The organism is Parafrankia sp. BMG5.11 (assembly GCF_004337455.1).
This window is the reverse complement of record NZ_SJXI01000012.1, coordinates 1-26,002: the sequence shown is the minus strand read 5'-3', so window position 1 is coordinate 26,002 and position 26,002 is coordinate 1. Positions and strand designations below refer to the sequence as shown.

Annotated in this window: 20 protein-coding genes and 2 pseudogenes; 15 read left to right on the top strand and 7 right to left on the bottom strand. The window is 70.7% G+C overall.

Features of this window, described 5'->3' with window-relative positions; genetic code table 11:
* Positions 1-93: 93 nt before the first annotated feature.
* Together E0504_RS06845 and E0504_RS06840 are read right to left on the bottom strand one after the other, a co-directional pair.
* A complete protein-coding gene (locus E0504_RS06845; protein WP_112106171.1) occupies positions 94-1,332 on the bottom strand; it encodes a MaoC family dehydratase N-terminal domain-containing protein in 1,239 nt (412 codons plus the stop codon).
* A 114-nt stretch (positions 1,333-1,446) separates the two neighbouring features.
* Positions 1,447-2,982, bottom strand: coding sequence for a class I adenylate-forming enzyme family protein (locus E0504_RS06840; RefSeq protein WP_112106172.1), 1,536 nt, complete (start codon positions 2,980-2,982; stop codon positions 1,447-1,449).
* A 275-nt stretch (positions 2,983-3,257) separates the two neighbouring features.
* Here E0504_RS06840 and E0504_RS06835 point away from each other — a divergent pair, with 275 nt between their 5' ends.
* Positions 3,258-4,406, top strand: coding sequence for a thiolase family protein (locus E0504_RS06835; RefSeq protein ID WP_112106173.1), 1,149 nt, complete (start codon positions 3,258-3,260; stop codon positions 4,404-4,406).
* Positions 4,407-4,468: 62 nt separating this feature from the next.
* Positions 4,469-5,236, top strand: a complete 768-nt coding sequence (locus E0504_RS06830; protein WP_112106174.1) for an SDR family NAD(P)-dependent oxidoreductase — start codon at positions 4,469-4,471, stop codon at positions 5,234-5,236.
* An 81-nt stretch (positions 5,237-5,317) separates the two neighbouring features.
* Here E0504_RS06830 and E0504_RS06825 read toward each other — a convergent pair whose 3' ends face one another.
* Positions 5,318-6,079, bottom strand: coding sequence for a FadR/GntR family transcriptional regulator (locus tag E0504_RS06825; protein WP_018501831.1), 762 nt, complete (start codon positions 6,077-6,079; stop codon positions 5,318-5,320).
* Positions 6,080-6,460: 381 nt separating this feature from the next.
* A complete protein-coding gene (locus E0504_RS06815) occupies positions 6,461-7,759 on the bottom strand; it encodes a hemerythrin domain-containing protein (protein WP_112106176.1) in 1,299 nt (432 codons plus the stop codon).
* Between the two features lie 68 nt (positions 7,760-7,827).
* Between E0504_RS06815 and E0504_RS06810 the strand changes: the two genes are divergently transcribed.
* From E0504_RS06810 to E0504_RS06760, 12 genes and pseudogenes are all read left to right on the top strand, one after another.
* Entirely contained in the window at positions 7,828-8,481 is a 654-nt protein-coding gene (locus tag E0504_RS06810; RefSeq protein ID WP_112106177.1) for a TetR/AcrR family transcriptional regulator, read from the top strand.
* A gap of 202 nt (positions 8,482-8,683) precedes the next feature.
* A complete protein-coding gene (locus E0504_RS06805; RefSeq protein WP_112106178.1) occupies positions 8,684-13,630 on the top strand; it encodes a diguanylate cyclase in 4,947 nt (1,648 codons plus the stop codon).
* A 15-nt stretch (positions 13,631-13,645) separates the two neighbouring features.
* Positions 13,646-14,077 (top strand): annotated as a pseudogene (locus E0504_RS54070) (WD40 repeat domain-containing protein); the annotation flags it as partial.
* Between the two features lie 26 nt (positions 14,078-14,103).
* Positions 14,104-14,343, top strand: a complete 240-nt coding sequence (locus E0504_RS51995; RefSeq protein ID WP_235013936.1) for a WD40 repeat domain-containing protein — start codon at positions 14,104-14,106, stop codon at positions 14,341-14,343.
* Between the two features lie 98 nt (positions 14,344-14,441).
* A complete protein-coding gene (locus tag E0504_RS06795; protein ID WP_112106180.1) occupies positions 14,442-15,065 on the top strand; it encodes a TetR/AcrR family transcriptional regulator in 624 nt (207 codons plus the stop codon).
* A 227-nt stretch (positions 15,066-15,292) separates the two neighbouring features.
* Positions 15,293-16,510, top strand: a complete 1,218-nt coding sequence (locus tag E0504_RS06790) for an acetyl-CoA C-acetyltransferase (RefSeq protein WP_112106181.1) — start codon at positions 15,293-15,295, stop codon at positions 16,508-16,510.
* Positions 16,511-16,526: 16 nt separating this feature from the next.
* Complete coding sequence (locus E0504_RS06785; RefSeq protein WP_112106182.1) at positions 16,527-17,282, top strand: SDR family oxidoreductase; 756 nt, start codon at positions 16,527-16,529, stop codon at positions 17,280-17,282.
* 1 nt (position 17,283) lies between these two features.
* Positions 17,284-18,063 carry an SDR family oxidoreductase gene (locus E0504_RS06780; RefSeq protein ID WP_112106183.1) on the top strand — a complete coding sequence of 260 codons (780 nt, stop codon included), beginning with the start codon at positions 17,284-17,286 and terminating at the stop codon, positions 18,061-18,063.
* Positions 18,064-18,065: 2 nt separating this feature from the next.
* Positions 18,066-19,085, top strand: coding sequence for a phosphotransferase family protein (locus tag E0504_RS06775; protein WP_112106184.1), 1,020 nt, complete (start codon positions 18,066-18,068; stop codon positions 19,083-19,085).
* Positions 19,085-20,309: pseudogene (locus tag E0504_RS06770) on the top strand (acyl-CoA dehydrogenase family protein). The gene E0504_RS06775 and the pseudogene E0504_RS06770 overlap by 1 nt, the downstream one beginning before the upstream one ends.
* Positions 20,310-20,361: 52 nt before the next feature.
* The gene (locus E0504_RS06765; RefSeq protein ID WP_112106185.1) at positions 20,362-21,549 is read left to right on the top strand and encodes an acyl-CoA dehydrogenase family protein; all 1,188 of its coding nucleotides are present in this window, start codon (positions 20,362-20,364) and stop codon (positions 21,547-21,549) included.
* Positions 21,546-22,643 carry an acyl-CoA dehydrogenase family protein gene (locus E0504_RS06760; protein ID WP_112106186.1) on the top strand — a complete coding sequence of 366 codons (1,098 nt, stop codon included), beginning with the start codon at positions 21,546-21,548 and terminating at the stop codon, positions 22,641-22,643. The genes E0504_RS06765 and E0504_RS06760 overlap by 4 nt, the downstream gene beginning before the upstream one ends.
* Before the next feature lie 78 nt (positions 22,644-22,721).
* On the opposite strand, the gene E0504_RS06755 is transcribed toward E0504_RS06760, so the two are convergent.
* The 3 genes from E0504_RS06755 to E0504_RS06745 all read right to left on the bottom strand — a co-directional run bounded on the left by E0504_RS06755 (position 22,722) and on the right by E0504_RS06745 (position 25,179).
* Positions 22,722-23,501: an SDR family NAD(P)-dependent oxidoreductase gene (locus E0504_RS06755; protein WP_131622485.1), complete on the bottom strand. Its 780-nt coding sequence runs from the start codon at positions 23,499-23,501 to the stop codon at positions 22,722-22,724.
* A gap of 218 nt (positions 23,502-23,719) precedes the next feature.
* Positions 23,720-24,061 carry an Lsr2 family protein gene (locus E0504_RS06750; RefSeq protein ID WP_020462046.1) on the bottom strand — a complete coding sequence of 114 codons (342 nt, stop codon included), beginning with the start codon at positions 24,059-24,061 and terminating at the stop codon, positions 23,720-23,722.
* A 182-nt stretch (positions 24,062-24,243) separates the two neighbouring features.
* The gene (locus tag E0504_RS06745; protein ID WP_112106188.1) at positions 24,244-25,179 is read right to left on the bottom strand and encodes an AraC family transcriptional regulator; all 936 of its coding nucleotides are present in this window, start codon (positions 25,177-25,179) and stop codon (positions 24,244-24,246) included.
* Positions 25,180-25,280: 101 nt separating this feature from the next.
* On the opposite strand from E0504_RS06745, the gene E0504_RS06740 reads away from it, so the two are divergent.
* Positions 25,281-26,002 (top strand): SDR family oxidoreductase (locus E0504_RS06740; protein ID WP_131622497.1); only part of this gene is annotated, 722 nt, incomplete at its 3' end.

Here is a 26,002-nt window from a genome sequence, read left to right as displayed (position 1 = left end):
GGCGATCCGCATGATATAGACCAATAATCTAATTATTTGCGGTGGTTGGCAAGGAACTCTGGCGGAGGAAACCCACGGGAGGGATCCGGTCGCTCACGCGAGCCGGGCGATCTCGACCTTGAGGAGTTCGTCGAGCGTGTCGGCCGGAGGTGCGGGGAGCGTGACCGGGGCCTCGCGGGTCGGCAGCAGCACGACGGCCGTCCCGGGGGTCGTCGTCTCACCGCGCTGGTTCTGGCAGCTCAGCTCGAGGTGCACCTCGTTGCGGCCGTCCACCTGCACCTTGTCGACGACCCGCCCACGCACCCAGGTGGTGTCGCCGACGTAGTTGAACCGGCGGTGCTCGCAGCGCAGCCGGAACAGCCAGCCGTCGTCGCCCATCCAGTCGGTCAGCGCGTGGGTCAGCCAGGTCTCCCGCATGGCGCCGTAGTCGTAGCTCATCGGCAGCCCGAGCTCGGCGGCGCGCTCGGGCTCCCAGTGCAGGCGCTGCACGGTGTCGGGGATGTTGCGGGAGTTCGGCGGGTACAGCCCCGGCGCCTTCCTGCGGATCCTGCGTGAGATCCCGTACGCGCCGGGCGGGGTGAGCTGCATGCCCCAGCCGACGTGCCAGACGACGATGTCGGTGACGACGAGCGGGCCCTTGACCCGCGGCTGGATCTCCTCGCCGATCTCGACGTCCTCGAAATAGCGGGTCACGGCGCCGCGACGGGTCTCGCGGTCGTAGGCCGCGTCGATCTCGGCGAGCTGGGAGTCGGAGTAGGGCGAGAAGTCGACCGGCGGCTTGGCCGACGACCGCTGCCGGCTGGTGTGGCGTTCGGCGTTGATCCAGGTGCCCCGCTGGACGGCCACGATCTCACCCGCGCCGTTGGCGAACAGGAAGTCGTTGGTCACGTGCGCCGACCGGCCCCCGAAGCTGCTCCGCTTGTCCTGGACGCCGACCTGCGCCCGGATCATCCGGCACCGGTCGCCGGCCCGCAGCGGCCGGTAGTACTCGAACTCCATGGCCGCCTGGTACGAGCCCAGGCCGGCGAAGGGGTCGCCCTTCAGTAGCTGCTTCTGCTCCGGCGTCGGGTCCGGTGCGGCGTTCTCGCCCATGCAGTAGAGGAAGTTCGGGGGAGCGATCAGCCCGCCCCAGCGGGTGGTGCGGCCGTAGTCGCGCTCGCAGTAGAGCGGGTTGTCGTCGCCGTAGCCGTAGGCGAAATGGCGGGTGGCGTCGACGTGCACCTCGGTGATGTGCGGCGGGCGCAGGCGCTGCGGAACCCCGGTCCGTCGCCGCGCCCGTTCGAACGCCTCGTCGGTGAGGACGCCGTAGGTCGAGGTCTGCTGTGTGGTCATACCCGTTCTCCTCTTCTCCCGTCGCGTCGGTCGAGTCCTCGAGCTCCCGCGCCCGTCGAGCCCGTCGAGGTGCGCGGCGTCGTCGCGGCCGCCGTGGTGTCCCCGGCGCGTGTGTCAGGTCGCGGTGGGCCGGCGGGCGAAGATCTGTTCCCGGACGAGGGCGCGGCTCACCTTCAGCGACGGGGTACGCGGCAGCGCGTCGACGATCGCGAGGTCGACCGGCCGCTGGTAGCGCGTCAACCGGGCCGAGAGGAACTCCATCAGCTCCGCCTCCGTCGCGGGCGCGCTCAGCGTGACCGCGACCACCGGGACCTCGCCCAGCCGCGGGTCGGCGATCCCCACTGCCGAGGCCTCGTCGACCGCCGGATGCTGGGCCAGGGCCTCCTCGATCACGCTCGGTGGGATCTTGAAGCCGCCGCGGCTGATCGCGTCGTCGGCCCGGCCGTGGATGAACAGGAAGCCGTCGTCGTCGATCGAGGCCAGGTCGGTGGTGCGGATCCAGGCACCACCGTCGTCGGACAGCTGTCCCCCGCGTGCCTCGAGCAGCCCGACCGCGCCCGGCGCGAGAACCGTCGCGCTGTCGCGATCCACCACCCGCAGGTCGATGCCGTCGTACGCGCGCCCGACGCTGCCTCGCTTGCGAGTGCCCCATTCCCGCTTGTCGTCGATGGTCCAGCCGGCGATCGCGCCGGCGAACTCGGTGGCGCCGTAGGTGCCGAGGACCGGGACCCCGTAGCGGTCTTCGAAGGCGTCGGCGAGTTCGGCGGGCAGGGGCGCGGTCCCCGAACCGACGGCGAAGACGTTCTCGAAGACGTCCCGAGGCAGGTCGGCGTTGAGCACCATGCGCATCGCGGTCGGGGCGAGGCGGACATAGCCCGGCCGGTGGCGGCGGACGAGCTCGGCCCAGGCCTGGACCTCGAACTTCTCGAGCAGGGCGATGCTCCTGCCCTCCATCGCGTGGGCGATCGCGAAGTAGAGGCCGCTGATGTGGGCGAGCGAAGCCCAGAGGATGGCGGTCCGCCGGTGCAGGCGAAGCTCCCGGCCCTCGTCGACGGGGGTTCCCGCGGCGCGGAACGCCGCGGCCATCCGCTGGTAGGTGAGCTCGACGCGCTTGGGCCGGCCGGTGGTGCCGCTGGTCATCATGAGGACGGCGACGTCGGCGGCGGGCTTGTACGCGGGGGACGACGGGGCCGGCATCGGGTGCCGGACGAACGCCCGGCCGGGGCCGGTGCACAGCGCGATCGCGCCGACAGCCGCCGTGGCCTCGACCATCGCGGCGCGGGTCCAGTCCTCCTTGTCGGCGACCACCACGTCGGGTGCCAGATCGACGATGTCCTCGGCCAGGCCGGTGTCCCCGAGATGCGGGCTCAACGTCACGACCGTCCGGCCGGTGGCGATGGTGGCGATCACGGAGCACAGCTGGCCGGGACGGTTGCGCAGCACGATCCCGATCTGCCGGGCCCGCGGGTACTCGGCCAGCAGCGCGTCCAGATCGGTGATGGCGTCGGCGTAGTAGGACCAGGGAAAGGTGCGGTCACCGAAGGTCAGCGCGGTCGCGGCGGGGTCGAGCGCCAGCACGCCGAAGATCCGCCGGGCGATCAGGCTGCGGGCGCTGTCTCCGACGGACGACGCCGAGTCATGCGTGCTCATGCGGGCCTTTCCGGATGGTCGATTCCGTGGCGAGCGGGCGGTACCGCGCCATGACCGAGGCGGTCCAATCCGTTCACCGTGCACTATAGGTGCAATAAGATAACTGATAGGTCGGTTGCCGGCGAGCGTCCGCCGTCGCTCGGCCGCCCTCTGCGATCTTGTGGTGGCGGTGCGGGCCTCGAGTGCGGCCACGTTGACAGGCGGAGAGTCGCCTCCTAGCTTGTTCTCTCAGCAGAATTATGTTCAAGGTAGTGAACTCGATGAAGGGGGTTGCCGTGCGGGACGCCGTCATCGTCGAAGCGGTACGGACGCCGATCGGTCGGCGCAACGGCACGCTGCGAGGCGTTCACCCGGTCGATCTGGCCTCGGACGTGCTCCGGACGCTCACCGAGCGCGCACAGGTCGCACCCGAGCTCGTCGACGACGTCATCTTCGGGTGCGTCACCCAGATCGGTGATCAGTCGACGAACGTCGCCCGCCTGGCCGTGCTGGCCGCCGGCTGGCCGGAAGGCATTCCCGGCGTGACGCTGGACCGGGCCTGCGGCTCGAGTCAGCAGGCGCTCCACTTCGCCGCGGCCGGGGTGATGGCGGGCCAGTACGACCTCGTCGTCGCCGGCGGCGTCGAGTCGATGAGCCGGGTGCCGCTGGGCTCGGCCCGGGCCGTCGGCGAGCCGTTCGGCCCCCGGGTGCGCGCGCGCTACCAGCGGGACAGCTTCAGCCAGGGTCTCGGCGCCGAGGAGATCGCGCACCGGTGGGGCCTGTCCCGGACCCGGCTCGACGAGTTCGCCCTGGAGTCGCACCACCGCGCGATGGCGGCCGCCGACTCGGGCGCGTTCGACGCGCAGCTCGTCCCTGTCGAGGGACCGGACGGCGTCCTCACCGCCGACGAGGGGGTGCGGCGGGAGACGACGCTCGAGAAGCTCGGTGCGCTGAAGCCCGCGTTCCGCGAGGACGGGGTGATCCACGCGGGCAACAGTTCCCAGATCTCCGACGGCAGCGCGGCACTACTGATCACGACCAGCGAACGGGCGGCCGAGCTGGGCCTGCGACCGCTCGCGCGCTTCCACGCCGGTACGGTCGCCGGTGACGATCCGGTGATCATGTTGACCGCTCCGATCCCCGCGACGGAGAAGGTCCTGAAGCGGGCGGGGCTCACGATCGCCGACATCGGCGTGTACGAGGTGAACGAGGCGTTCGCGAGCGTCCCGCTCGCCTGGGAGATCGAGACGGGCGCCGACCACGCCCGGCTGAACCCGCTCGGCGGCGCGATCGCGGTCGGCCACCCGCTCGGTGCCTCGGGCGCGATCCTGATGACCCGGATGATCCATCACATGCGCGACCACGGCATCCGCTACGGCCTGCAGACCATGTGCGAGGCCGGTGGCATGGCCAACGCGACCGTCATCGAGCTGATCGATGCCTGACGCCGGGCCAGACCCGGCCGCGGCATCGACGGTTTCTCCCGCCCGTCGCCCCGAGGAGCGTCATGAACCTGAAGTCCGTCCCGGCATTCGTCACCGGCGGCTCGTCCGGCCTGGGCCTCGCGACCGCGCGACGCCTGGCCGCCGCGGGAGCGGAGGTCGCGATCGCCGATCTCAACCCGCCGGGAGAGGATGTCCTCGCCGCGCTCGGTGACCGGGCCGTGTACATCGAGACCGACGTCGCCGACGAGGCCTCGGTGAACCACGCCCTGGACATGGCCCAGCAGGTGCACGGCACGCTGCGCGCTGTCGTGCACTGCGCCGGCCGCGGCGGAGACCGTGTCCGCATCCTCGACCGGGACGACCGGCCGGGTGCCCTGGACACCTTCGCCGAGGTCGTGCGGGTGAACCTGATCGGCACCTACAACGTGCTGCGCCTGGCGGCCGCGCGGATCGCCGCGGGCGAGCTCGTCGACGGCGAGCGTGGCGCCGTCGTGCTGACGGCCTCGGTCGCCGCGTTCGACGGCCAGATCGGGCAGACGTCCTACACCGCGTCGAAGGCGGGTGTGCACGGGATCACGCTCGTGGCCGCGCGCGACCTGGCCAGCCGGCAGATCCGCGTCAACACGATCGCGCCCGGCGTCTTCGACACCCCGATGCTGGCCCGGCTGCGCCCGGACATCCGCGAGGCGCTCGAGCGCACCGTGCCCCATCCCAGTCGGCTCGGCTCACCCGAGGACTACGCCCACATGGCGATCAGCCTGCTCGAGAACCCGTATGTGAACGGCGAGACCGTCCGGCTGGACGGGGCCATCCGGATGGCCCCTCGCTGAACCATCCCGTCCGCCGGCCGCCGGCGAAACCCGCCTGAACGTCCGTCCGAAACGGGTCCGGCGGCCGGCGCGCCGGCCGGGTCAGGAGAACAGTTCGACGACGGACTTGTTCCTGAGGTCGTCCTTGAGCAGGTACTGGGCCGCGGCCTCCATGTGCGAGCGCCAGTGCCGCTCCGCCATGTCGGCGTTCCGGTTCCGGATCAGGCTGATGAACCTCTCGTACGAGCGGATCACCCGCTGGAAGCGCTCCGGCGTGTCGTTCTCGTCGTAGCGCTGGACCCGCGTGCGGATGTGCGTCGCCACGATGTCCTGCAGGACCGCGCCCTGGACCGCCAGGGTTCTGTTGCCCGAGCGCTGCAGGATCAGTTCGTGGAAGCGGTAGGTCAGAGACGACCAGACGTCGGGGTCCGGCACGAACGTCCCGTGCTTGGCGACCTCGGCCTTCAGCGCCTCGACCACCTCGGTCAGATCGGCGATGTCCTGGTCCTCGCGCCGCTGCGCGAGCAGCCGCGCACAGGCCGGCTCGGAGACCATCCGGGCCTGGTAGACGTCGTCGATCGTCGTCCCCTGGATCTGCAGCTGCAGCCCGACGGCTCGGGCGGCGACCGAGAGGTCCGGCGTGGTCACCTGCGCCCCGCCGCGGCTGCCCCGGCGGACACTGATGAGCGACTCGGCCTCGAGGATGCGGAACGCCTCGCGCAAGGTTGGCCGCGACACACCGAACTGCTCCATCAGCTGGGTCTCGGGTGGCAGGGTCTGCCCGGTCCGCAACTCGCCCCGCACCACCTGACCTCGCAGGTGAGTTGCGATGATCTCAGCGGTCTTCGGGGCGCGCACGATCATGCCGACCTGCGCAGTCGAGCTTCTCAAGCCGCTCACGCACGCTCCAAATCGTCAGCTAGGTGTGAATAGAGTAGCTGGTGCTCTGATTGGCGTCAGATTCGTAGAGTACCGCTCTCCCTGCAGATGGTGATGTAGTAAAATTGTTAAGCTAAGTTAGCGTTAATGATAGCGTGGGTAGCGCCCGAGCCCCACGCGGGGGCGTGGTGGCCGCCTCGGAGCCGGGACACCCGGATCTCCCGCCCCTCGTCGAGCATCCGCCGGTGAGGCTGCGGGTGCTGAAGGTCACCTCCGCGAGCGTGTCGGGATCGCGTCCGCAGATCCCCACTCGGCAGCCTTCGGTCGACAGGTGGGCGGCGGTCGCGTGCCCGATGCCGCGCTGCTTCACCGGCTGCTTCGCGCGCTGACCAGATCCTCGCCGAGGCGGCTGCGGGTCTCGGATCCGCGGGCGGTGTCCGATCCGGCGGTAATGTCGGGCCCGCCCACACGGTCCGACCTGGTGCGGAGGTCGTCCCGCAGCCGGGCGAGCGTGCGCGCCATCGCCTTCGGAGTGCTGGTGGTGCGGCCGCTCAGCCGCTCGAACACCATGACGGGCGCCGCGCCGGAGAGCTCGAACGTCTGGCGGAGCCGGGTGCCGGCAGCGGTCGGGGTCAGCTCGAAGCGCCACAGCGTGCTGTCCGGCCTGGTACCGGTACGCACGGTGCGGTAGGCGAAGGCCACGCCCGGCTCGGCGGTGACGATCTCGCACTCCCGGCTCCAGCGGGCGCCCCGGAAACGGTTCCAGCCGCGGAAGCGGGCGCCCGGCAGCGGCGCGGCCGCGCCGTCGAGCCACGCGCAGCGGTAGCACTCCGGGCTGTGGCGCGCCATCCGGATGACGTCCGCGATCGCCTCGTACACCTGCTCCGGGGTGGCCTCGATGACGATCTCGGCCTGTCCTCGCAGGGTGACCGGTCCTGGGCTCGCGGCGGTGACGCCGTAGGCGGCGCGGACGCGGCGCTGGTAGCCACGGCGGGTGAGGGTGAGCAGCACCGGGAACACCGGCCCGAGCTGGGCGGCGGTCTCGGCCATCCGGGTCGGGTCGGCCGCGTCGAGCCACGGCAGTGCGAAGCCGAGCCGGATCCTGCTCCCGCGCTGCATCCGCTTCTCCATGGCGGCCAGTTCGTCGTCCGGTACCCGCTCGCGCAGGATCGGCACGACGATGGACTCCTCGACGGCAAGGTGCTCGTCCATCAGGGTGAACAGCGCAGTCGCGGCCGCGGCGAACTCGGCGGCGGCACCGGCCGAGCCCTCGGTCGGGCCCCCGGCTGCGGCCCGGTCGGAGGTGTCGTCCGACGCGCCGGTGGTGGCGGTCGCTGCCAGCCGGGCGAGTGCCGTGCGGACCCGTTCCATCAGCGGGTCCAGTACATCGTGGTCACCGGCGAGCCCGTCCAGGACGTCGAGCCCGTCCACGCGGTCGAAGGGGTCGGCGAACCGTCGCAGCAGCGGCCACAGGTGCGTGTCCTCGCCGACATGGTGGTGATGGATCACGTTGACGACCTCGTCGAGGTGCGTCCGCAGCGCGGTGAGCTGGGCCGGTCCGGCGTAGCGGCGGCCGGCGGCCAGCTGCGCGGCGAAGTCGGCCAGGCGGCGCGTCTCCGCGTGGATGCCCTCGTGAATCAGCAGGTAGGCGGTGGCGCTGGCCATCGGGGGTGCTCCCTTCCCTATGATCGATGCAGCGTGACAGTATTGGACCCAGTAGGGCTGGAGTTAAATTGGTCGGCAAGGCGACCCGCGCCTACCACTCGCCGCTGCGGGCCGCCCAGGCCCAGGCCACCCGCGCGGCGATCCTGGACGCCGCGGTCGTGGTCTTCGGTGAGCACGGCTACGCCGGGACCACGATGCGCGCCATCGCGGCTGAGGCCGGCGTCGCGGTCGAGTCGGTCTACGCACTGGCGGGCAAGGCACACCTGCTGGAGCTGGCGTTGGAACGCGCGGTGACCGGGGAAGGAGACGCCGACCGCGCGGACCTTCCCCTCGCCGAGCAGACCGGCTTCCGGGCGGCGCTGGACGCGCCCGACCAGCGTGAACAACTACGCCTGTTCGGACTGATGAGCATCGGCCCAGCCCGCCGTGTGGCGGCGATCAGCCGGGCGTTCATGCAGGCCAGCGTGGTCGACGAGGCTCTCGGGAAGCGTTGGCGGGAGCAGGAGGAACGGCGCTGCGCCGACATGCGGACGTTCGTCGCCGCGGTGGCGGCCCGGGGGCCGCTGCGGCCCGGGCTGACCGTCGACACCGCCACCCGCGACGTCTGGTCGACTCTCAACTGGTACACCACCTGGCTCCTGCTGGAGGAACGCCGCCTCGACGACCGTGCCTTCGCCCACTGGGTCGAGCACACCCTCGCGGCGCTGCTCCTGCCCGGCTGACGCGACCTGCCCGGCCACGATCTGACGTGGCGCTCGCCGTCGTGATCGCTGTGCTCGCGTCGCGGACATCTACCAGCGGGTCGGCCCTCGGCGGCGGCGGCGGTACCGGCGCGGGCCGTGGGCCAGCGGCTCGTTGCTTCGCCCATGATTGCGGGCAGGCTAGGGAAGTGAACTGTTTGTGGCGTGGCACGGGGGTGCGGGCATGGTGGCCAGACAGATGACCCCAGGCCGGGATCCTCCGATGACAGCGGCGTCACAAGTGGTGCTGCACGCGACGGATCAGACCCGGATCAGCCGGCTGGTGCTGCCGAGCGGTTGTGTGATCCGGAAGGAGCCGCTGGGCCCGGACGCGCAGCGCCGGGTGCGCCATGAGGTCGAAATCCTCGAACGGCTGGCGGGAGTCGAGGGCGTCGTGCACCTGGCCGCCGGGGCGGCGCAGTGCGCGGGATCGATCCTGCTGGCCGATGTCGGCGGCACGGCGCTGTCCCGGCGGGAGACCCCGCTGGAGCCGGTCGAGCTGATCGATCTTGCCGTGTCGCTGGCGCACGCGGTCGCGGGGATGCACCACCGGGGGGTGGTGCACCGGGACCTCTGCCCGGCGAACATCGTGGTGAGCGAGGACAGCGGGGCGCCGTACCTGATCGACTTCGCGCTCGCCACGACCTTCTCGGTGGTCCAGCCGGAGTTCGCCCATCACGGGGCCGCGGTCGGGACCGTGCCGTACCTGGCACCGGAGCAGACCGGACGGACCGGTCGTCCGGTCGACCAGCGGGCCGACCTGTACGCGCTGGGAGCCAGCCTGTACGAGCTGGCCACCGGCGCGCCGCCGTTCGGCACGGAGGACCCGATCAGGATCATTCATGATCATCTAGCTCGGGTTCCGGACCCGCCAGGGGCGGTCGAGCCGTCCGTGCCCCCCGCACTGTCCGAGATCATCATGCATCTGCTGGAGAAGGAGCCTGATGATCGCTACCAGACCGCCGAGGGGCTGGCGCATGACCTCGCGCTGGTGCGCCGCGGCGTGGTGGCGGTGCGCACCGGCGAGCACGATCTCCCGACACAGCCACTGGCGCCCTCCCGGCTGTGCGGGCGGGACCGGGACATCGACCAGCTTGACGCGGCGTTCGCCGAGGCCGTCACCGGGAAATCCCGCGGGGTCCTCGTCGCGGGCGCGCCGGGTGTGGGCAAGACATCCCTGGTCAACGCGCTGCGGCCGATCGCGGCTGGCGTCGACGGCTGGTTCGTGGCGGGCAAGTTCGACCAGTACCGCCGCGACCAGGAGTATGACGGAGTCCGACAGGGGCTGCGGGCGTTGGGCCGGCTGTTGCTGGCCGAGCCCGAGGACTACCTGGCCGAGGTGCGGGAGCGGATGCTGCAGGGCCTGGGTCCCAACGCCGGCCTGGTGACGGCCACCGTGCCGGAGCTGGCGGCGCTGCTGAAGGTTCCGCCGGAGCCGGGCGATCCGATGACCGCCCAGGCGCGGCTGTCGCGCACACCGGTCGAGGTGCTGCGCGCGGTGGTCTCCCCGGCGCGGCCGGTGGTGTTCTTCGTCGACGATCTGCAGTGGGCCGGGCGTACTCCCCTGGGCTTCGTCGATCTGGTCTTCACCGGCGAGGAGCAGATCGCCGGGCTGTTGCTGGTCGCCGCCTACCGCGAGGGTGACGTCGACGCCGCGCATCCGCTGGCCCCGATGCTGGCCCGCTGGTCCGACCAGACGGACGGCCCGCACCAGCTGCGCCTGGGCAGCCTGTCGCCCGTGGGACAGGCGGCCATGGTCGCCGACATGCTTCATCTGGCTCCGGAGCCCGCCGCCCGGCTGGCGCGGGCGATCACGCCCTCCACCGGCGGCAATCCGTACGACGTCGTGGAGCTGCTCAACTCGCTGCGGCGCGAGGGCGTCCTGACACCGGGCGCGGGAGGCTGGCGATGGGACGGGAAGGTGCTGCGCCGCCGGCTCGACCGGGTGGAGGTGACCGCGCTCCTGGCCGCCCGGATGTCCGCGCTGCCGTCCGAGAGCGCCGAGCTGCTGGCGGTGATGGCGAGCCTGGCGGGCCAGGTAGATCTTGATCTTCTCGCGGCCGCGACAGGCCTGCCGCCGAGCGAGGTCGAGCGGCGGCTCACGCCCGCCTTCAGCGACGGCCTGCTGGTGCTGCAGTGCGACGGGCGACCCGGTGTCCGGTTCAACCACGACCGGACGCGCGAGACCGTGTTGGATGGCAGCCCGGCGGGGGAGCAGCGCGCACGCCGGCTGCGGCTGGCGCGGCGGCTGGCCGACCGGCCGGAGTTCTTCGCCGTGGCTGCCGAGCAGTACCTGCACGTCGTGGACATGGTGCGCAGCACCGGCGAACGGCGCAGCGTGGTCGCGCTCTTTCGTCGCGCCACCGAAGAAGCGAGAGTACTGAGTAACTATCCGCTGGTGGAGAGGTTGCTGAGCGCAGCGGTCAGGCTTGTCGACCCGACCGACACCGACATGTTGATCGCCGTCCACACCGACCGGCATGCCGCTCTGTACTGCCTCGGCCAGCTGGACGACGCGGACGACACCTACCGGACCATCGACCGGTTGTGCACCCGGCCGACCCAGCTCACGTCCGCCACGATGGTTCAGGTCATCAGTCTCACCAACCGGGGCCGCGCCGGCGAGGCGATGCGGCTCGGCCTCGGCCAGCTGCGGCGTCTCGGCATGTCGGTTCCGGAGGAGAACGCGCTCGACGAGGAGATCGACCGCGGACTCGACGAACTTCGTCGGTGGATCGACACCACCGGCGAGTCGGATGATCTGCGCAAGCCGGAGATCACCGACCAGTCCCGCCTCAGCACCATCAGGCTCGTCAACCGGGTCATGGTCGCGGCGTTCTTCTACGACCACACGGTGATGGCCTGGCTGGCCATCAGGACTCTGCAGATGTGGGAACGCTACGGCCCGGATCGTGCCCTGGTGGGCCCGGCCAGCCACATCCCGATCGTGACCATTGTGCGCAGGGGTGACTACCACACCGGGGCACGCGTCCTGCGACGGATCCTCGCGGTTGCGCGGGCTCGCAGCTATGAGCCTGACGTGTGGCAGGCACTCTTCATCTACGTGATCACCTGTGGCCACTGGTTCGAGCCTCTGGAGGACAACCTCCCCGACGGCCGTCGTGCGCTGGAGGGCCTTCTGCTGGGCGGCGACCTGCAGAACGCGTGCTGGACCCACTACGCACTGGTGTGCGACCTGTTGGACTGCGCTCCGTCGCTCGACGTCTTCGCCACGGCGGTCGAGGAGGCACTCGCCTTCGCCCTGCGCACCGGAAACGGGCACGCCGAAGCAACCTTCCGGTCCTACCTCTGGATGGTGCGGGCGCTACGGGAACCCGTCGAGCTGGCCGGTGGCGACGCGGCCGAGCTGAGCCTGCTGGCGGCCGACCCGTTCTCCCTCGCCAACCAGCATGTGGCCCGGGCTCTCGCCGCGGCGGTTCTCGACCAACCGGTCGATGCGGCGCGGCATGCCGCGGCCGTGATGCCCTGCGGGGCCGCGATCGGGACTAACTATCCCATGGCGGTGGCGCGGGTGCTGCTCGCGATGACGCTGGCGGCACGGGCGCGGGCCGCGGGAGCGGATCAGCGCGACGCCGTGCTGGACGAGCTCGACGAACTGATCGAGTGGCTGGCCGCGCGCGCGGCAGACGCACCGAGCAACTTCCTGCATCTGCTGCGCCTGGTGGAGGCGGAACGGGCGTGGGCCGTCGGGGACTTCCACGAGGCGGCGTACACGTTCGACGTGGCGCTGCGCGAGGCGTCAGCCCGGATGCGCCCATGGCACCGGGCGTTCACTCTGGAACGCGCCGCACGCTTCTACCTGTCACACAGCATGGAGGCGGCCGGCCTCGCGTTCCTGCGGGCCGCCCGGGGCCAGTACCTGGAATGGGGCGCGACGGCGAAGGTCAGCCAACTCGACTGGGCCTACCCGGCGCTGCGGACCGCCGCCATGGCCGCGCCCGCGGGGCCGATCGTCCTCCCGCAGGCGGAGCAGTCCGGGCGTCGCTCGACCGTGGCGACCGGCACTGTCGACCTGCTCGCCGTGGTCGCCGCATCCCAGGCGCTCAGCTCCGAGACCAGCGTGGACGGCCTGCAGGCGAAAGTGGTGGGAATACTCTCCGAGATGACCGGCGCCACCAGCGTCCACCTCCTGCTGCGAGAAAAGGAGCAGGACCGATGGCTGGTACTCACCGGAGCCGGCGGCACCGTCTCGCTCCAGGAAGCCGGCCGGCGGCGCCTGCTGCCGGTCTCGGTCATCCGCTACGCCACCCGCACCCACGAACCCGTCGTCGTCGCCAACGCCACCCGGGACGACCGCTTTCACCGCGACCCCTACTTCGCCGGACTCAACCGCTGCTCGCTGCTCGCCGTCCCCGTCATGACCCGGGGCAGCCTGCGGGCGATGCTCCTGCTGGAGAACCGGATGATCCGCGGCGCGTTCTCCACCGAACGCCTCGAAGGCATGATGATCATTACGGGGCAGCTCGCGGTCTCGCTCGACAACGCCCTGATCTACGCGTCGCTGGAACGCAAGGTCGCCGAGCGAACCAGGCAGCTGGCCGCCACGAACAGGCAGCTTGCCGCGGCGAACCACCAGCTCGAACAGCTTTCGATCACCGACCCGCTCACCGGGCTGGCCAACCGGCGGCGTCTTGAGGAGGTACTGGCCGTCGAGTGGGAACGGGCCCGGCAGCACGCCGGGCCGATTGCGCTCGCCATGGTCGACATCGACCACTTCAAGCTCTACAACGACCACTTCGGGCACGCCGCCGGTGACCGGTGTCTGCAGCGGGTCGCCGCATGCCTCGCCGGGAACATCGGCGACACCCTGCTCGCCGCCCGCTACGGGGGAGAGGAGTTCACCGTCGTGATGCCCGACACCGACCTGGCCACCGGTGCCCAGGTCGCCCGGCATCTGTGCCGTGCCGTCGAGGACCTGGCCGAACCGCACCCGCTGACGGCCGAGCGCATCATCACCGTCAGCATCGGCGTCACCGCGACAGTCCCCGCCGCCGCGGCCTCCGACGCGGCAACAGGCGACGGCATGGTCGCCTTTGTCAAGGCCGCGGACACCGCGTTGTACCGGGCGAAACACAGTGGACGTAACCAGGTGGAGACCGCAGTGCGGTAACGCTCGCCGCGGCCGGTGTCGCCGCCCTCCTCGCGAACCACGGCCTCTCGGCCTCCCGGGCCGCCCGGACTTCCCGCATCTCGGAGGACACCCGGATCTCTGAGGAGACCTCCGAGGACATCCGGACCTCGGGCGAACTCGAGCCCACCACCAGGTGACCGCCGTCGTATTAACCGGATTTGTGTCCAGCAATGTGGAAATACCGTGGAGGGGCGGGTCCGTCATCGGCTGAGCGCTCACGACGGTCGCGCCGAATCCCTCGCGTTCAGTCCGGACGGCCGGCACCTCGTCACCGGTGGCGACGACCACAAAGTCCGGATCTGGGATGTCGAGAGGGGGTCGCGGACCGAAGCCCACACCCCGGACGAGCACCACCGTAAGGTGACACACGTCGCGTACCATCCCGACGGCCGCAGGGTGGCAAGCACCAGCCATGACGGGAAGGTACGGATCTGGAACGTCGAGACCGGCCGGTGCCTACGGGGGTCGTGCGCAACAACCCGACCTACGCGACCGCCGTGGCGTACAGCCCGACCGGGGAGTACCTGGCAGCCGGCTCCGACCGTGGCGTCGACGACCCGGGCGGGATCGCGTCCATGGCCCTGTCGGCGGACGGCCGACGTCTGGCCACCGGCGACATCGAAGGGTTCGTGACGGTACGCGACCTGACGACAGGCGAGATTGTCCAGACGCTCCCGCCACGGGCCGGCTGAATCGGCCGTCCGCGCGCGACACCGGCCCGGCTTCCGTCATCCGGTTCACCGTCGGGTCCGCATATTCTGACCGTGTCGCCTCCAGGAGGAGTGGTCGGATGGCAGACCAGTCCGCGCGCCGCGTGGGGCGCCCGCCGTCCACGGTCGACGGGCGGACGGTGCCCGAGCGGCTGCTCGGCGTTGCGCTCAAGCTGTTCGCCGAAAAGGGCTTCGAAGGGACCTCGGTCCAGGACGTGGTGGCGGCGGCCGGAGTGACCAAGGGCGCGATGTATCACTACTTCGGCTCCAAGGACGACCTGCTCTACGAGATCTACGGGCGGGTACTGCGCATGCAGACAGACCGGCTCGAGAAGGCCGCCGCCCACGAGGGGCTGGTCGAGGAACGTCTTCACGCGGCGGCCGCCGACGTGGTGGTCACGACGATCGAGAACCTCGAAAGCACTACGATCTTCTTCCGTTCGCTGCACCAGCTGAGCGAGGAGAAGCAGAAGGCGGTGCGCCGCGAACGCCGGCGTTACCACCAGACCTTCCGTGCCATGATCGAAGAGGGGCAGGCCTCCGGCGTCTTCCGTGACGACCTGGACGCGGACCTGATCGTCGACTACTTTTTCGGCTCCGTGCACCACCTGCCGATGTGGTGGAAGCCCCACGGCCGGCTCTCCGAGCGCGAGATCGGCCGGTCATTCGCCGACCTCCTGCTGGCCAGCCTGACCTCGCACTGACCTCACGCTAACCACGCGCTAACCACGCGCGCCGGCCTCGCGTCGGCCACGGCCGACCAGGCTCCACGTCATCGGCGATGTAACCGTTGACAGGCCTGGTCGCTCCCGGCATCCTCAATACCGACCAGACGGTATGTACCTCGGGTGGTGACAACCCCGTGGAGGTTCCGCGGCGGAGTGGATCAGGCGGATTTGAACAACGCCTGGTTCGCAGGGAAGGAATCTCGATGCCGGAAGTCGTGATCGTCGCCACCGCCCGCTCGCCGATCGGCCGTGCGGTGAAGGGCTCCCTGAAGGACATGCGTCCGGACGACCTCACCGTCCAGATGGTGCGGGCGGCGCTGGCCAAGGTGCCCGAGCTCGACTCGGCCGAGATCGACGACCTGGTGCTCGGCTGCGGTCAGCCGGCGGGGGAGTCGGGCAACAACCTGGGCCGTGCCGTCGCCGTGATGGCCGGTCTGGACCACGTGCCCGGCACCACCGTGAACCGCTACTGCTCCTCGAGCCTGCAGAGCACCCGGATGGCGATGCACGCGATCAGGGCGAGGGAGGGCGAGGTGTTCCTCTCCGCCGGGGTCGAGACCGTGAGCCGGTACTTCAAGGGCAACGCCGACAACCTGCCCGACACCCGGAACCCGGTGTTCGCCGAAGCGCAGGCCCGTACCGAGAGGTTCGCCGCCGGTGGCCAGACCTGGGCCGACCCCCGCGGCGAGGGCCGGCTGCCTGACCTCTACATCGCGATGGGACAGACCGCTGAGAACGTCGCCCAGCTCAAAGGGGTCACCCGGGCGGATCAGGACGCGTTCGGCGTGCGCAGCCAGAACCTCGCGGAGAAGGCGATCGCGGACGGCTTCTGGGCCCGTGACATCACCCCGGTGACCCTTCCCGACGGCACCCGGGTCACCGGGGACGACGGGCCGCGGGCCGGCGTCACGCTGGAGGCGGTCGCGGCGCTGAAACCGGTGTTCCGCCCCGACGGCACGGTCACGGTCGGCAACTGCTGCCCGCTCAACGACGGTGCCGCCGCGGTGGTGATCATGTCTGACGCGAAGGCGAGGTCGCTGGGCGTCACGCCGCTGGCCCGGATCGTCTCCACCGGCGTCACCGGTCTCTCGCCGGAGATCATGGGGCTCGGCCCGGTCGAGGCCTCGAGGCAGGCGCTGGCCCGGGCCGGTCTCACCATCGACGACATCGACCTGGTCGAGATCAACGAGGCCTTCGCCGCCCAGGTGATCGCGTCGGCCCGTGAGCTCGGCATCGACGAGGACAGGCTGAACGTGAACGGCGGCGCGATCGCGGTCGGCCACCCGTTCGGCATGACCGGGGCCCGGATCACCAGCACGCTGATCAACTCTCTGCGGTACCACGACAAGCAGTTCGGGCTGGAGACCGTGTGCGTCGGCGGCGGCCAGGGCATGGCGATGGTCATCGAGCGGCTGAGCTGAACGGAAGGGCCAAGTGATGACCACGAGGTTCTCAGGGCAGACCGCGATTGTCACCGGAGCCAGCCGGGGGATCGGCCTGGCCATCGCCGAGCGGCTGGTCGCCGACGGCGCGAAGGTCGTCGTCACCGCCCGCAGGCGGGAGGCGCTCGACGAGGCCGTCGCCCACCTCGGTGGACGTGAGCACGCGCTCGGCGTGGCCGGCCACGCCGACGACCTCGACCATCAGGCCGAGGTGGTCAAGAGGGCGATCGACACCTTCGGAAGCGCCGACCTGCTGGTCAACAACACCGGCATCAATCCCACCTTCGGCCCGATGACCGAGCTGGAGCCGGCCGCCGCGCGGAAGATCGTCGAGGTCAACTGCATCGCCGCGCTGTCCTGGGTGCGGCAGGTGCACCAGGCCTGGATGAAGGAACACGGTGGCGCGGTCGTCAACGTCTCCTCGGTCGCCGGCCTCAGGCCCGCGCCCGGGATCGGCTTCTACGGCGCCAGCAAGGCGATGCTCACCCACATCACCCGGCAGCTCGCCGTCGAGCTCGGCCCGGACATCCGGGTCAACGCCGTCGCCCCCGCGGTGGTGAAGACGGCGTTCGCCACCGCGCTTTACGCGGGCCGCGAGGAGGAGGTCGCCGCCGCATACCCGCTGAAACGACTCGGGACGCCCGCGGACGTCGGCGGCGTGGTCGCGTTCCTGCTCTCCGACGACGCCGCGTGGATGACCGGTCAGCTGCTCGTCGTGGACGGCGGCGTCGCCCTCACCAGTGGCTTCTGACATGGCCGCGAGCGACCAGGGCATGGTTGTCACCGGCGCCGGGCACGGCATCGGCCGGGCGATCGCCACCCGGCTGGCCGCCGAGGGCGCGCGTGTCGTGGTCAACGACCTCGACGCAGAGGCAGCCGAGCGGGTAGCCGCTGAGATTGGCGGACACGCCCTCCCAGGGGACGCCGCCACCGAGGACGGGCTCGCGACGCTCGTCGACTCCGCCCGCGGACATCTCGGCGAGATCGACATCTGGTTCGCCAACGCCGGCATCGACCGGGGCAAGGGCCTGGCCGCCACCGAGGCGGACTGGACGGCCAGCCTCGAGGTCAACGTGCTCGCGCATGTGCGCGCCGCGCGCCTGCTGCTGCCAGGCTGGGTGGAGCGCGGGGCGGGCAGGTTCGTGGTCACCGCGTCCGCGGCCGGACTGCTCACCATGCTCGGCAGTCCGACGTACTCGGTCAGCAAGCACGCCGCGGTGGCCTTCGCCGAGTGGCTGTCAGCGACCTACCGGCACAGGGGCGTGATCGTCCAGGTGGTCTGCCCCCAGGGGGTGAAGACCCGGATGTTCGACGAGGCCGGCGAGCTCCAGGATCTCCTCAGCCTGGACACCGTGCTCGCCACGGAGGACGTGGCCGAGGCGGTGTGGCAGGGCCTGCGGGACGGCCGGTTCCTGGTGCTGCCGCATCCGGGCGTGGGCGACTACTACGCCGCCCGGGCCGCGGACCCGGACCGGTGGCTGACCGGGATGAACAGGCTTCAGCAACGCCTGGAGAGCCGAAGGGCCGTTTGACGATGCCGCAGAGCCTGCCCGGCCTCGACCTGCCCCGGCTCACCGCCTGGTTCACCACCTCGGTGCCCGGAACGGAGGGGAACCTGTCCGCGCGCCTGATCGCCGGCGGCAAATCCAACCTCACCTACGAGGTGACCGACGGGAAGAACACCTGGATCGTCCGCCGCCCGCCGCTTGGGCACGTGCTCGCGACCGCGCACGACATGGCGCGGGAGTTCCGGCTGATGTCGGCGCTGCAGGACACCGGGGTGCCGGTTCCGAGGACATACGCGCTGTGCCGGGACGAGTCGGTACTGGGTGCGCCGTTCTACGTCATGGAGCGGGTGGCGGGCACACCGTACCGCCACGCCGCCGAACTGGAAGCGCTCGGCCCGGAACGCACCCGGCTGATCTCGGGCAGCCTCGTGGACACCCTTGCCGCGCTGCACGAGGTCGACCCGGCGGCGGTCGGGCTGGCCGACTTCGGCCGCACCGAGGGGTTCCTGGCCCGCCAGGTGGGCCGGTGGAAGAAACAGCTCGACGCGTCGCGCAGCCGCGACCTGCCCGCCGCCGACGAGCTGCACGCCCGCCTCGCGGCTGATGTTCCCTCGGACTCGGCGCCGGGCATCGTGCACGGTGACTATCGGCTTGACAACGTCCTCATCGACGAGTCCGACCGGCTGGTCGCGGTCATCGACTGGGAGATGGCCACGCTGGGAGACACGCTGACCGACCTGGCGTTGCTCGTGTTGTACCAGCGGTTGGGCACGATGCTCGGTGGCACCTTCGTCGACGCCTCCTCAGCCCCCGGTTTTCTCAACGAGGCCGAGATCCTCACCCGGTACACCGCCCACAGCGCCCGTGACCTGTCCCGCTTCGGGTTCTACCTCGGGCTCGCGTCCTTCAAGCTGGCCGCGATCCTTGAGGGCATCCACTACCGCGGCCTCCACGGTCAGACCGTCGGCCCGGGTTTCGAGCACATCGGCGAGGCCATCCATCCCCTGCTTGACGCCGGCCTGACCGTACTCAGGGAGCGCACCTGATGGACTTCGCCCTCGACGCGAAGACCGAGGAGCTGCGTGACAGCCTCCTCGACTTCATGGACACCCAGGTGAACCCGGCCGAGCCGGTATTCCATGAACAGCTCGGCCAACTGCGGAACAAGTGGGCCTGGGACTCCGCGCCCGCATTCGCCGGGCTGCGCGCGCAGGCGCGGCCTGTGGAACCTCTTCCTCCCGGGCGAACACGGCGGCGGGCTCACCAATCTGCAGTACGCCCCGCTCGCCGAGATCACCGGCCGCATCCCGCACCTCGCACCAGCCGCCCTGAACTGCGCAGCCCCCGACACCGGGAACATGGAGGTGCTCTCGATCTTCGGCACCGCCGAGCAGAAGAAGGAGTGGCTGGAGCCACTCCTCGAGGGCGAGATCCGCTCGTCGTTCGCGATGACCGAGCCCGACGTGGCATCCTCCGACGCCACCAACATCACCACCTCGATCGTGCGGGACGGCGACGAGTACGTCATCAACGGCCGCAAGTGGTGGATCACCGGCGCGATGAACCCCAACGCCCGGATCCTCATCGTGATGGGCAAGACCGACCCCGCCGCGGACCGGCACCGCCAGCAGTCGATGATCCTCGTCCCGCGTGACGCCCCCGGGGTCGAGATCAGGCGCGGCATGGAGGTGTTCGGGTACGACGACCACGAGCACGGCGGCCACGCGGAGATCGTGTTCGCCGACGTCCGGGTTCCGGTGAGCAACCTGATCGGCGAGGAAGGCCAGGGCTTCGCGATCGCGCAGGCCCGGCTCGGCCCCGGCCGGATCCATCACTGCATGCGCTCCATCGGCATGGCCGAGCGGGCCATCGAGCTCATGTGCGAGCGGGCCGGTGACCGGGTCGCGTTCGGCAAGCCGCTAGCCGAGCAGGGAGTGGTCCGGGAGTGGATCGCCGAGTCCCGGGTCCGGGTCGAACAGCTGCGGCTGCTGGTACTCAAGACCGCCTGGCTGATGGACACCGTCGGTAACAAGGGTGCCCACACCGAGATCCAGGCGATCAAGATCGCCATCCCCGCCGCCGTCGAGTGGATCCTCGACAAGGCCATCCAGGTGCACGGTGCCGCCGGCCTCAGCCAGGATCTGCCGCTGGCACGTTGCCAGGCCCAGATCCGCACCCTGCGGTTCGCCGACGGCCCCGACGAGGTGCACAGGAACGCCTTGGCGCGCACCGAGATCCGACGCCAGGCCGAGGCGAGGAAGTCGCCATGACGATCAGCCAGATCCGGCCCTCCCGGGCCGCCCGGCACCGTACGGAGGCCCGATGAACCGTGATCTTCCCGAGGAACTCCACCAGCGCGTGGAACAGTTCCTCGCCGAGCACGACACGGCGACCACGGAGCGCGTGACCTGGCTCCGGGCGCGGTTCGACGCCGGGCTGGCCTGGGTGTCCTTCCCCGAGGGCCTGGGCGGGCTGGGTCTGCCGCAGGCACTGCAGGCCGAGGTGGACCGTCTCCTCGACGAAGCCGGGGCGCCTGACAACAACCGGCAGGCCAATGGCATCGGCCTGGGCATGGCCGCGCCGACGATCCTCAGGTTCGGGACCGACGAGCAGAAGCGGCGTTTCCTGCGGCCGCTGTGGACCGGTGAGGAGATCTGGTGCCAGCTTTTCAGCGAGCCCGGCGCCGGCTCCGACCTTGCCGGTGTCGCCACCCGCGCGGTTCGTGACGGCGACACCTGGCTGGTCAACGGGCAGAAGGTGTGGACCTCGGGCGCCCACCAGGCCCGGTTCGCGATCCTGCTCGCCCGCACGAACCCCGACGTGCCGAAGCACGGTGGGCTGACCTACTTCCTGTGCGACATGACCGACCCCGGCGTCGACGTCCGGCCGCTGCGCCAGATCACCGGCGAAGCGGAGTTCAACGAGGTCTTCCTCACCGACGTGTCGATTCCCGACAGCCAGCGGCTCGGTGCCGAGGGGGAGGGCTGGAAGGTCGCCAACGCCACGTTGAACAACGAGCGGGTGGCGATCGGCGGCAGAGCCGCACCTCGCGAGGGCGGCATGATCGGGGTGGTGGCCGACACCTGGCGAGCCCACCCGGAGCGCCGTACTCCCGGGTTTCATCACCGGCTGCTCGGGCTGTGGGTCGAGGCCGAGGTCGCCCGGCTCACCGGCCAGCGGCTGCGGCAGAAGCTCGCACTCGGTCAACCCGGCCCGGAGGGCGCGGCGATGAAGCTCACCTTCGCTCGGCTCACCCAACAGCTCAGTGGGCTGGAACTGGAGCTGCTCGGTGAGGACGGCCTGCGCTACTCCGACTGGACCATGGTCCGGCCTGACAAGGTCGACATGACCGGCCACGACGCCGGCTACCGCTACCTACGCGCCAAGGGCAACTCCATCGAGGGCGGCACCTCGGAGATCCTGCGCAACATCATCGCCGAACGGATCCTCGGCCTGCCCGCCGAGCCGCGCGTCGACAAGGACATCCCCTGGAAGGAGCTGCCCCGGTGAGCGAGCTCGATCTGCTCTACACCGACGTCGAGGACGACCTGCGCTCCTCCGTGCGTGATCTGCTTGCCGACCACTGCGACCCGGCCGCGGTGATCGCGGTCTACGACGGCGACCGGTCCCTCGTGGGCGGGCTGTGGAAGGCCCTGGCCGTCGACCTCGGCCTCGCCGGCCTGCTGGTGCCCGAACACCGCGGCGGTGCGGGTGCGTCGGCCCGTGAGGCCGCCGTAGTGCTGGAGGAGCTCGGCCGCGCGGCGGCACCGGTGCCGTTCCTCACCAGCGCCGTCGTCGCGACCGCCGTCCTGCTGGAGGCGGAGACGGACCTCCTGCCCCTGCTGGCCGAGGGGAAGCGGACCGCCTGCCTCGTCGTGCCACTCTCGATCGGCCCCGCCGACGGAGAACTGCCGTCGGTCCGGGCCGAGGCCGGGGGTCGGCTCACCGGCACCATCACCAGCGTGGCGGGGGCCCTGGAGGCCGACGTACTGCTGGTGCCGGCCCGGACGACCGACGGCCTGGCCGTATTCGCCGTCGACACCACCGCGGCTGGCGTGACGCCGGTGGTCTCGCTGGATATGACACGCCAGCTCGCGGACGTCACCCTCGCCGGCGTGGCCGGCGAGCTCGTGGTCCGGGACGCCGAGCCCGCGATCCGTCGTGCTTTGGAGGCCGGGGCCGCCCTGCTCGCCTCCGAACAGCTGGGCGTGGCCTGTTGGTGCCTCGACACGACGGTGGCCTTCCTCAAGGAACGCCGGCAGTTCGGCCGTGCGCTTGGTGGCTTCCAGGCCCTCAAGCATCGTCTCGCGGACCTCTACACCGGCGTCGAGTCCATGAACGCCGCTGCCCGCCATGCCGCCGCAGCGCTCGCGGCCGGCGATCCGGACGTTCCCGTGGCGACCGCGGTGGCGCAGGTCTACTGCGGCGACCTCGCGGTCACCGCCGCCGAGGAGGCGGTGCAACTGCACGGCGGCATTGGGATGACCTGGGAGTACCCGGCGCACCTGTACCTCAAGCGGGCCAAGGCCGACCAGATCGCGTTCGGCGCGCCGGGCGCCCACCGTGTCCGGCTCGCGGGACTCGTCGGACTGGAGACGTGGTGATCGGGACTGGAGACGTGATGATCGAGATCGGGGCGTTCCGCTCGCCGGGTGTTCTGTGTTTCGAGACGTAGGGCTGGCTCAGTACCCGCTGGCGCTCGGTCGACCCTGAGCGCCGTCCACGGCGATGGTGGCTCCGTTCACCCAGCTGGCCCGCTCTGAGAGCAGGAAGGTCACCACGTCCGCGACCTCGTCGACGGTGCCCAGTCGCCGGGCGGGGAAGTCCCGCTGGACGAACTCGTCGAACTCGTTCGGGTGGCGCCGGGAGTACCTCTCCCACCCGCCGCCGGGGAAGAGGACGGACCCCGGGCTCACGGCGTTGACGCGGATGTCGAGCGGGCCCAGTTCTCGGGCGAAGGCCGACGCCAGGTAGTTCTCCGCGGCTTTGGCCGCCCCGTACTGCGCCCGTGGCGACGGCTTCGACGCGGAGATCGACGAGACGATGACGACTGCCCCGCCGCCGTTCATCTGCATGTGCGGCACGGCGGTGCGGATCGCCCGGACGGCGTGTCCGGTGTTGAGCTCGAACGTCTGCGCCCAGTCCTCGGGGGTGGAGTCGAGCAGGCCGCCTCCGACGGTGCCGCCGACGTTCGCGACCAGCAGGTCGACGCCGCCGAGGGCCTCGGCGGCGGCATCGACGAAGCGTTCGACCTCGCCCGGTCTGGTCACGTCGGCGATGACGCCGACGACGTCGGACTCGGCGCGTCCAAGGCCCGCTGTCGCTTCCGTGAGCGTGTCGGGATCGCGTCCGCAGATCCCTACCCGGCAGCCTTCGGTCGACAGGCGGGCGGCGATCGCGTGCCCGATGCCGCGCGAGCCTCCGGTGACGAGCGCGACCTTACCGTTCAGATGAAGATCCACTAGAGTGCGTCCGCCCGCCGATCGTGCGTCGAACCTGCCCCGGTACTGTTCCGCGCCGCATGACCGGTTCCAGGTGGCATCTGGACGCTCGGGAACGACGGGCTCGGCCGGGCCCGGACCGAGCGGACCGCGTGCCAGGCCCGCCCGGGACCACCTCGGTGATGCCCTCACCGCGCGATCGGAGGTAGCACGGCACGACGGTCACCCCGGACTGGTGCTCAGTGAGCCTTGTCGAAAGCCTCGACGATGTTCGACGCGATACGACCCCGGTCGCTCACCGTGTAGCCGTTGCTGCGCGCCCACTCGCGGATGTCGGCGGTGCGGTCGGTTCCCGCGGAACGCGGCGAGGCGGCGCGCGGGCCGCGCCGTCCGCTGCCGGCGCGGCCACCGGACCGGCGTGCCGCCGTCACGAACGAGGCCAGTGACTCCCGCAGTTTTGTGGCGTTCGTCTCTGACAGGTCGATCTCGTAGTGTGCGCCGTCCAGCCCGAACCGGACGGTCTCCTCGGCCGTCTCTCCGCTGAGGTCGTCGATCAGCGAAACGATGGTCTTCTGCGCCATGAGTATTCCTCGTTCATACGTGCGGACCGTGTATCCGCGATGTATTGCATACCGTATCGCGTAATCGCACGGATGGGCCTGTCGCATCCGCCGAAATCGGCTAATCATGACCGGATGGCTTCCGGATGGGAGCATCACATCGGGCTTGTGGAGCACTCTTGGGTGGCTCATGGGCCGGCGGGTCAGGAGCCGCGGGCGGAGTCCCGTGCGCTGACGCGATACCGGCCCGGTGGCTGCGAGCGGGCGCGGGTGAAGGCGCGGTTGAAGGCGTAGACCGAGGTGTACCCGACCGACCTGGCGATGCTTTCCAGCGTGTCGTCGGTGTCCCGCAGCCGGCGGGCCGCGAGGTCCATCCGCCAGCGGGTGAGGTAGGCCCCGGGCGTCTCGCCGACTACCGCGGGGAACCGCCGCGACAGCGTGGCACGGGACACGGAGATCTCACCGGCCAGGGCCTCGGTGGTCCAGGCGCGCGCGGGATCCTCATGGAGCTTCGCGACCGCGGCGCCGACAACCGGATCGTCGAGGACACCCAGCCAGGAGGCCGCGGGCCGGGCCTGGCCGGTCGCAAGCCACACCCGCAGCAGCTGGATGAGGAGGATGTCGACGAGCCTGTCCAGGACGACGGCTGTCCCGAGCCGCGGATGGGCGAGTTCACGCCCGAGCAGCCGAACGGTGTCCTCGAGGCACCCCCCGGCGTTGTCCGCACGGATGTGGACCAGGTCGGGAAGCAGGGTGAGGACCTGGGTCGTGACGGCGGGGTCATGCGAGTAGTGCGCGCACAGGATGTGGGTGCGGACCGGGCCGGAGCCGATCCTCACCGCGCCGGAGTCGGCCCACTCCCAGCTGTCGAAGGCGTGCGCACCGGTTCGAGCCAGGGTGTCGGTGTCGCTCGCCAGGACGTGTTCGGTGCCGCTCGGCAGGAGAACGACGTCACCGGGCATGAGCTGGCGGGCGGACTGGCCCGGGCCCGCCAGCCAGGCTGTTCCCGCGGTGACCGCGTGGAAGGCGGCGCCGCGCGAGGCCGCCGCCCACCAGCCCCAGTTCTCCCCGGCCTCGATCCTCGCCCCGAGGGCGCCGCGAACCCCCGAGACCGCCAGCACGTCGGCGAGGACATCCACGGACGCAGCGTACCGGGAAGCCGCGTGTGGTGAGGCAGACGGATATCAGAATGAGAACCTCAGGCATCCACACGCTCATGGTCGCGCCCTACGGTTCATCCATGGACCTCTCCGGAAGCATCGCCCTCGTCACCGGCGCGAACCGCGGCATCGGCCGCCACTTCGTCGAACAGCTCCACGACCGGGGGGCGTCGAAGATCTACGCCACGGCGCGCAGCCCCCGGTCGGCCGACCTCCCCGGTGTCGAGACGCTGCCGCTCGACATCACCGACCCGGACTCGGTCGCCGCGGCCGCCGTCGCGGCATCCGACGTCACGCTGCTGGTCAACAACGCCGGCGTGTCCACCGCGCAGAATCTCGTCACCGGCGATCTGACGAAGATCCGTCTTGAGATGGACACCCACTTCTACGGAACCCTCGCGATGGTGCGCGCGTTCGCCCCGGTGCTCGCCGGCAACGGCGGCGGCGCGGTCCTCAACGTCCTTTCCAGGCTGTCCTGGCTGTCCTATCTCGGGGCCAACGCCTACAGCGCGGCCAAGGCCGCCGAGTGGAGCCTGACCAACGGAATCCGCCTGGAGCTGCGTGAGCAGGGCACCCTCGTCACGGGTCTGGTCCTGAGCAGCACCGACACCGACATGATGGCCGGCTGGGACATCCCGAAGAACGATCCGGCCGATGTCGTACGTGCGGCGTTGGACGGCCTGGAGGCCGGGCGGTTCGAGATCCTCGCCGACCGGGACAGTGCCGAGGCCAAGGCGGCGCTCAGCACCGACCCGGGTGTCCTGTACGCCCAGACCGGATGCAATGCCGTGAAGCTTAAGTC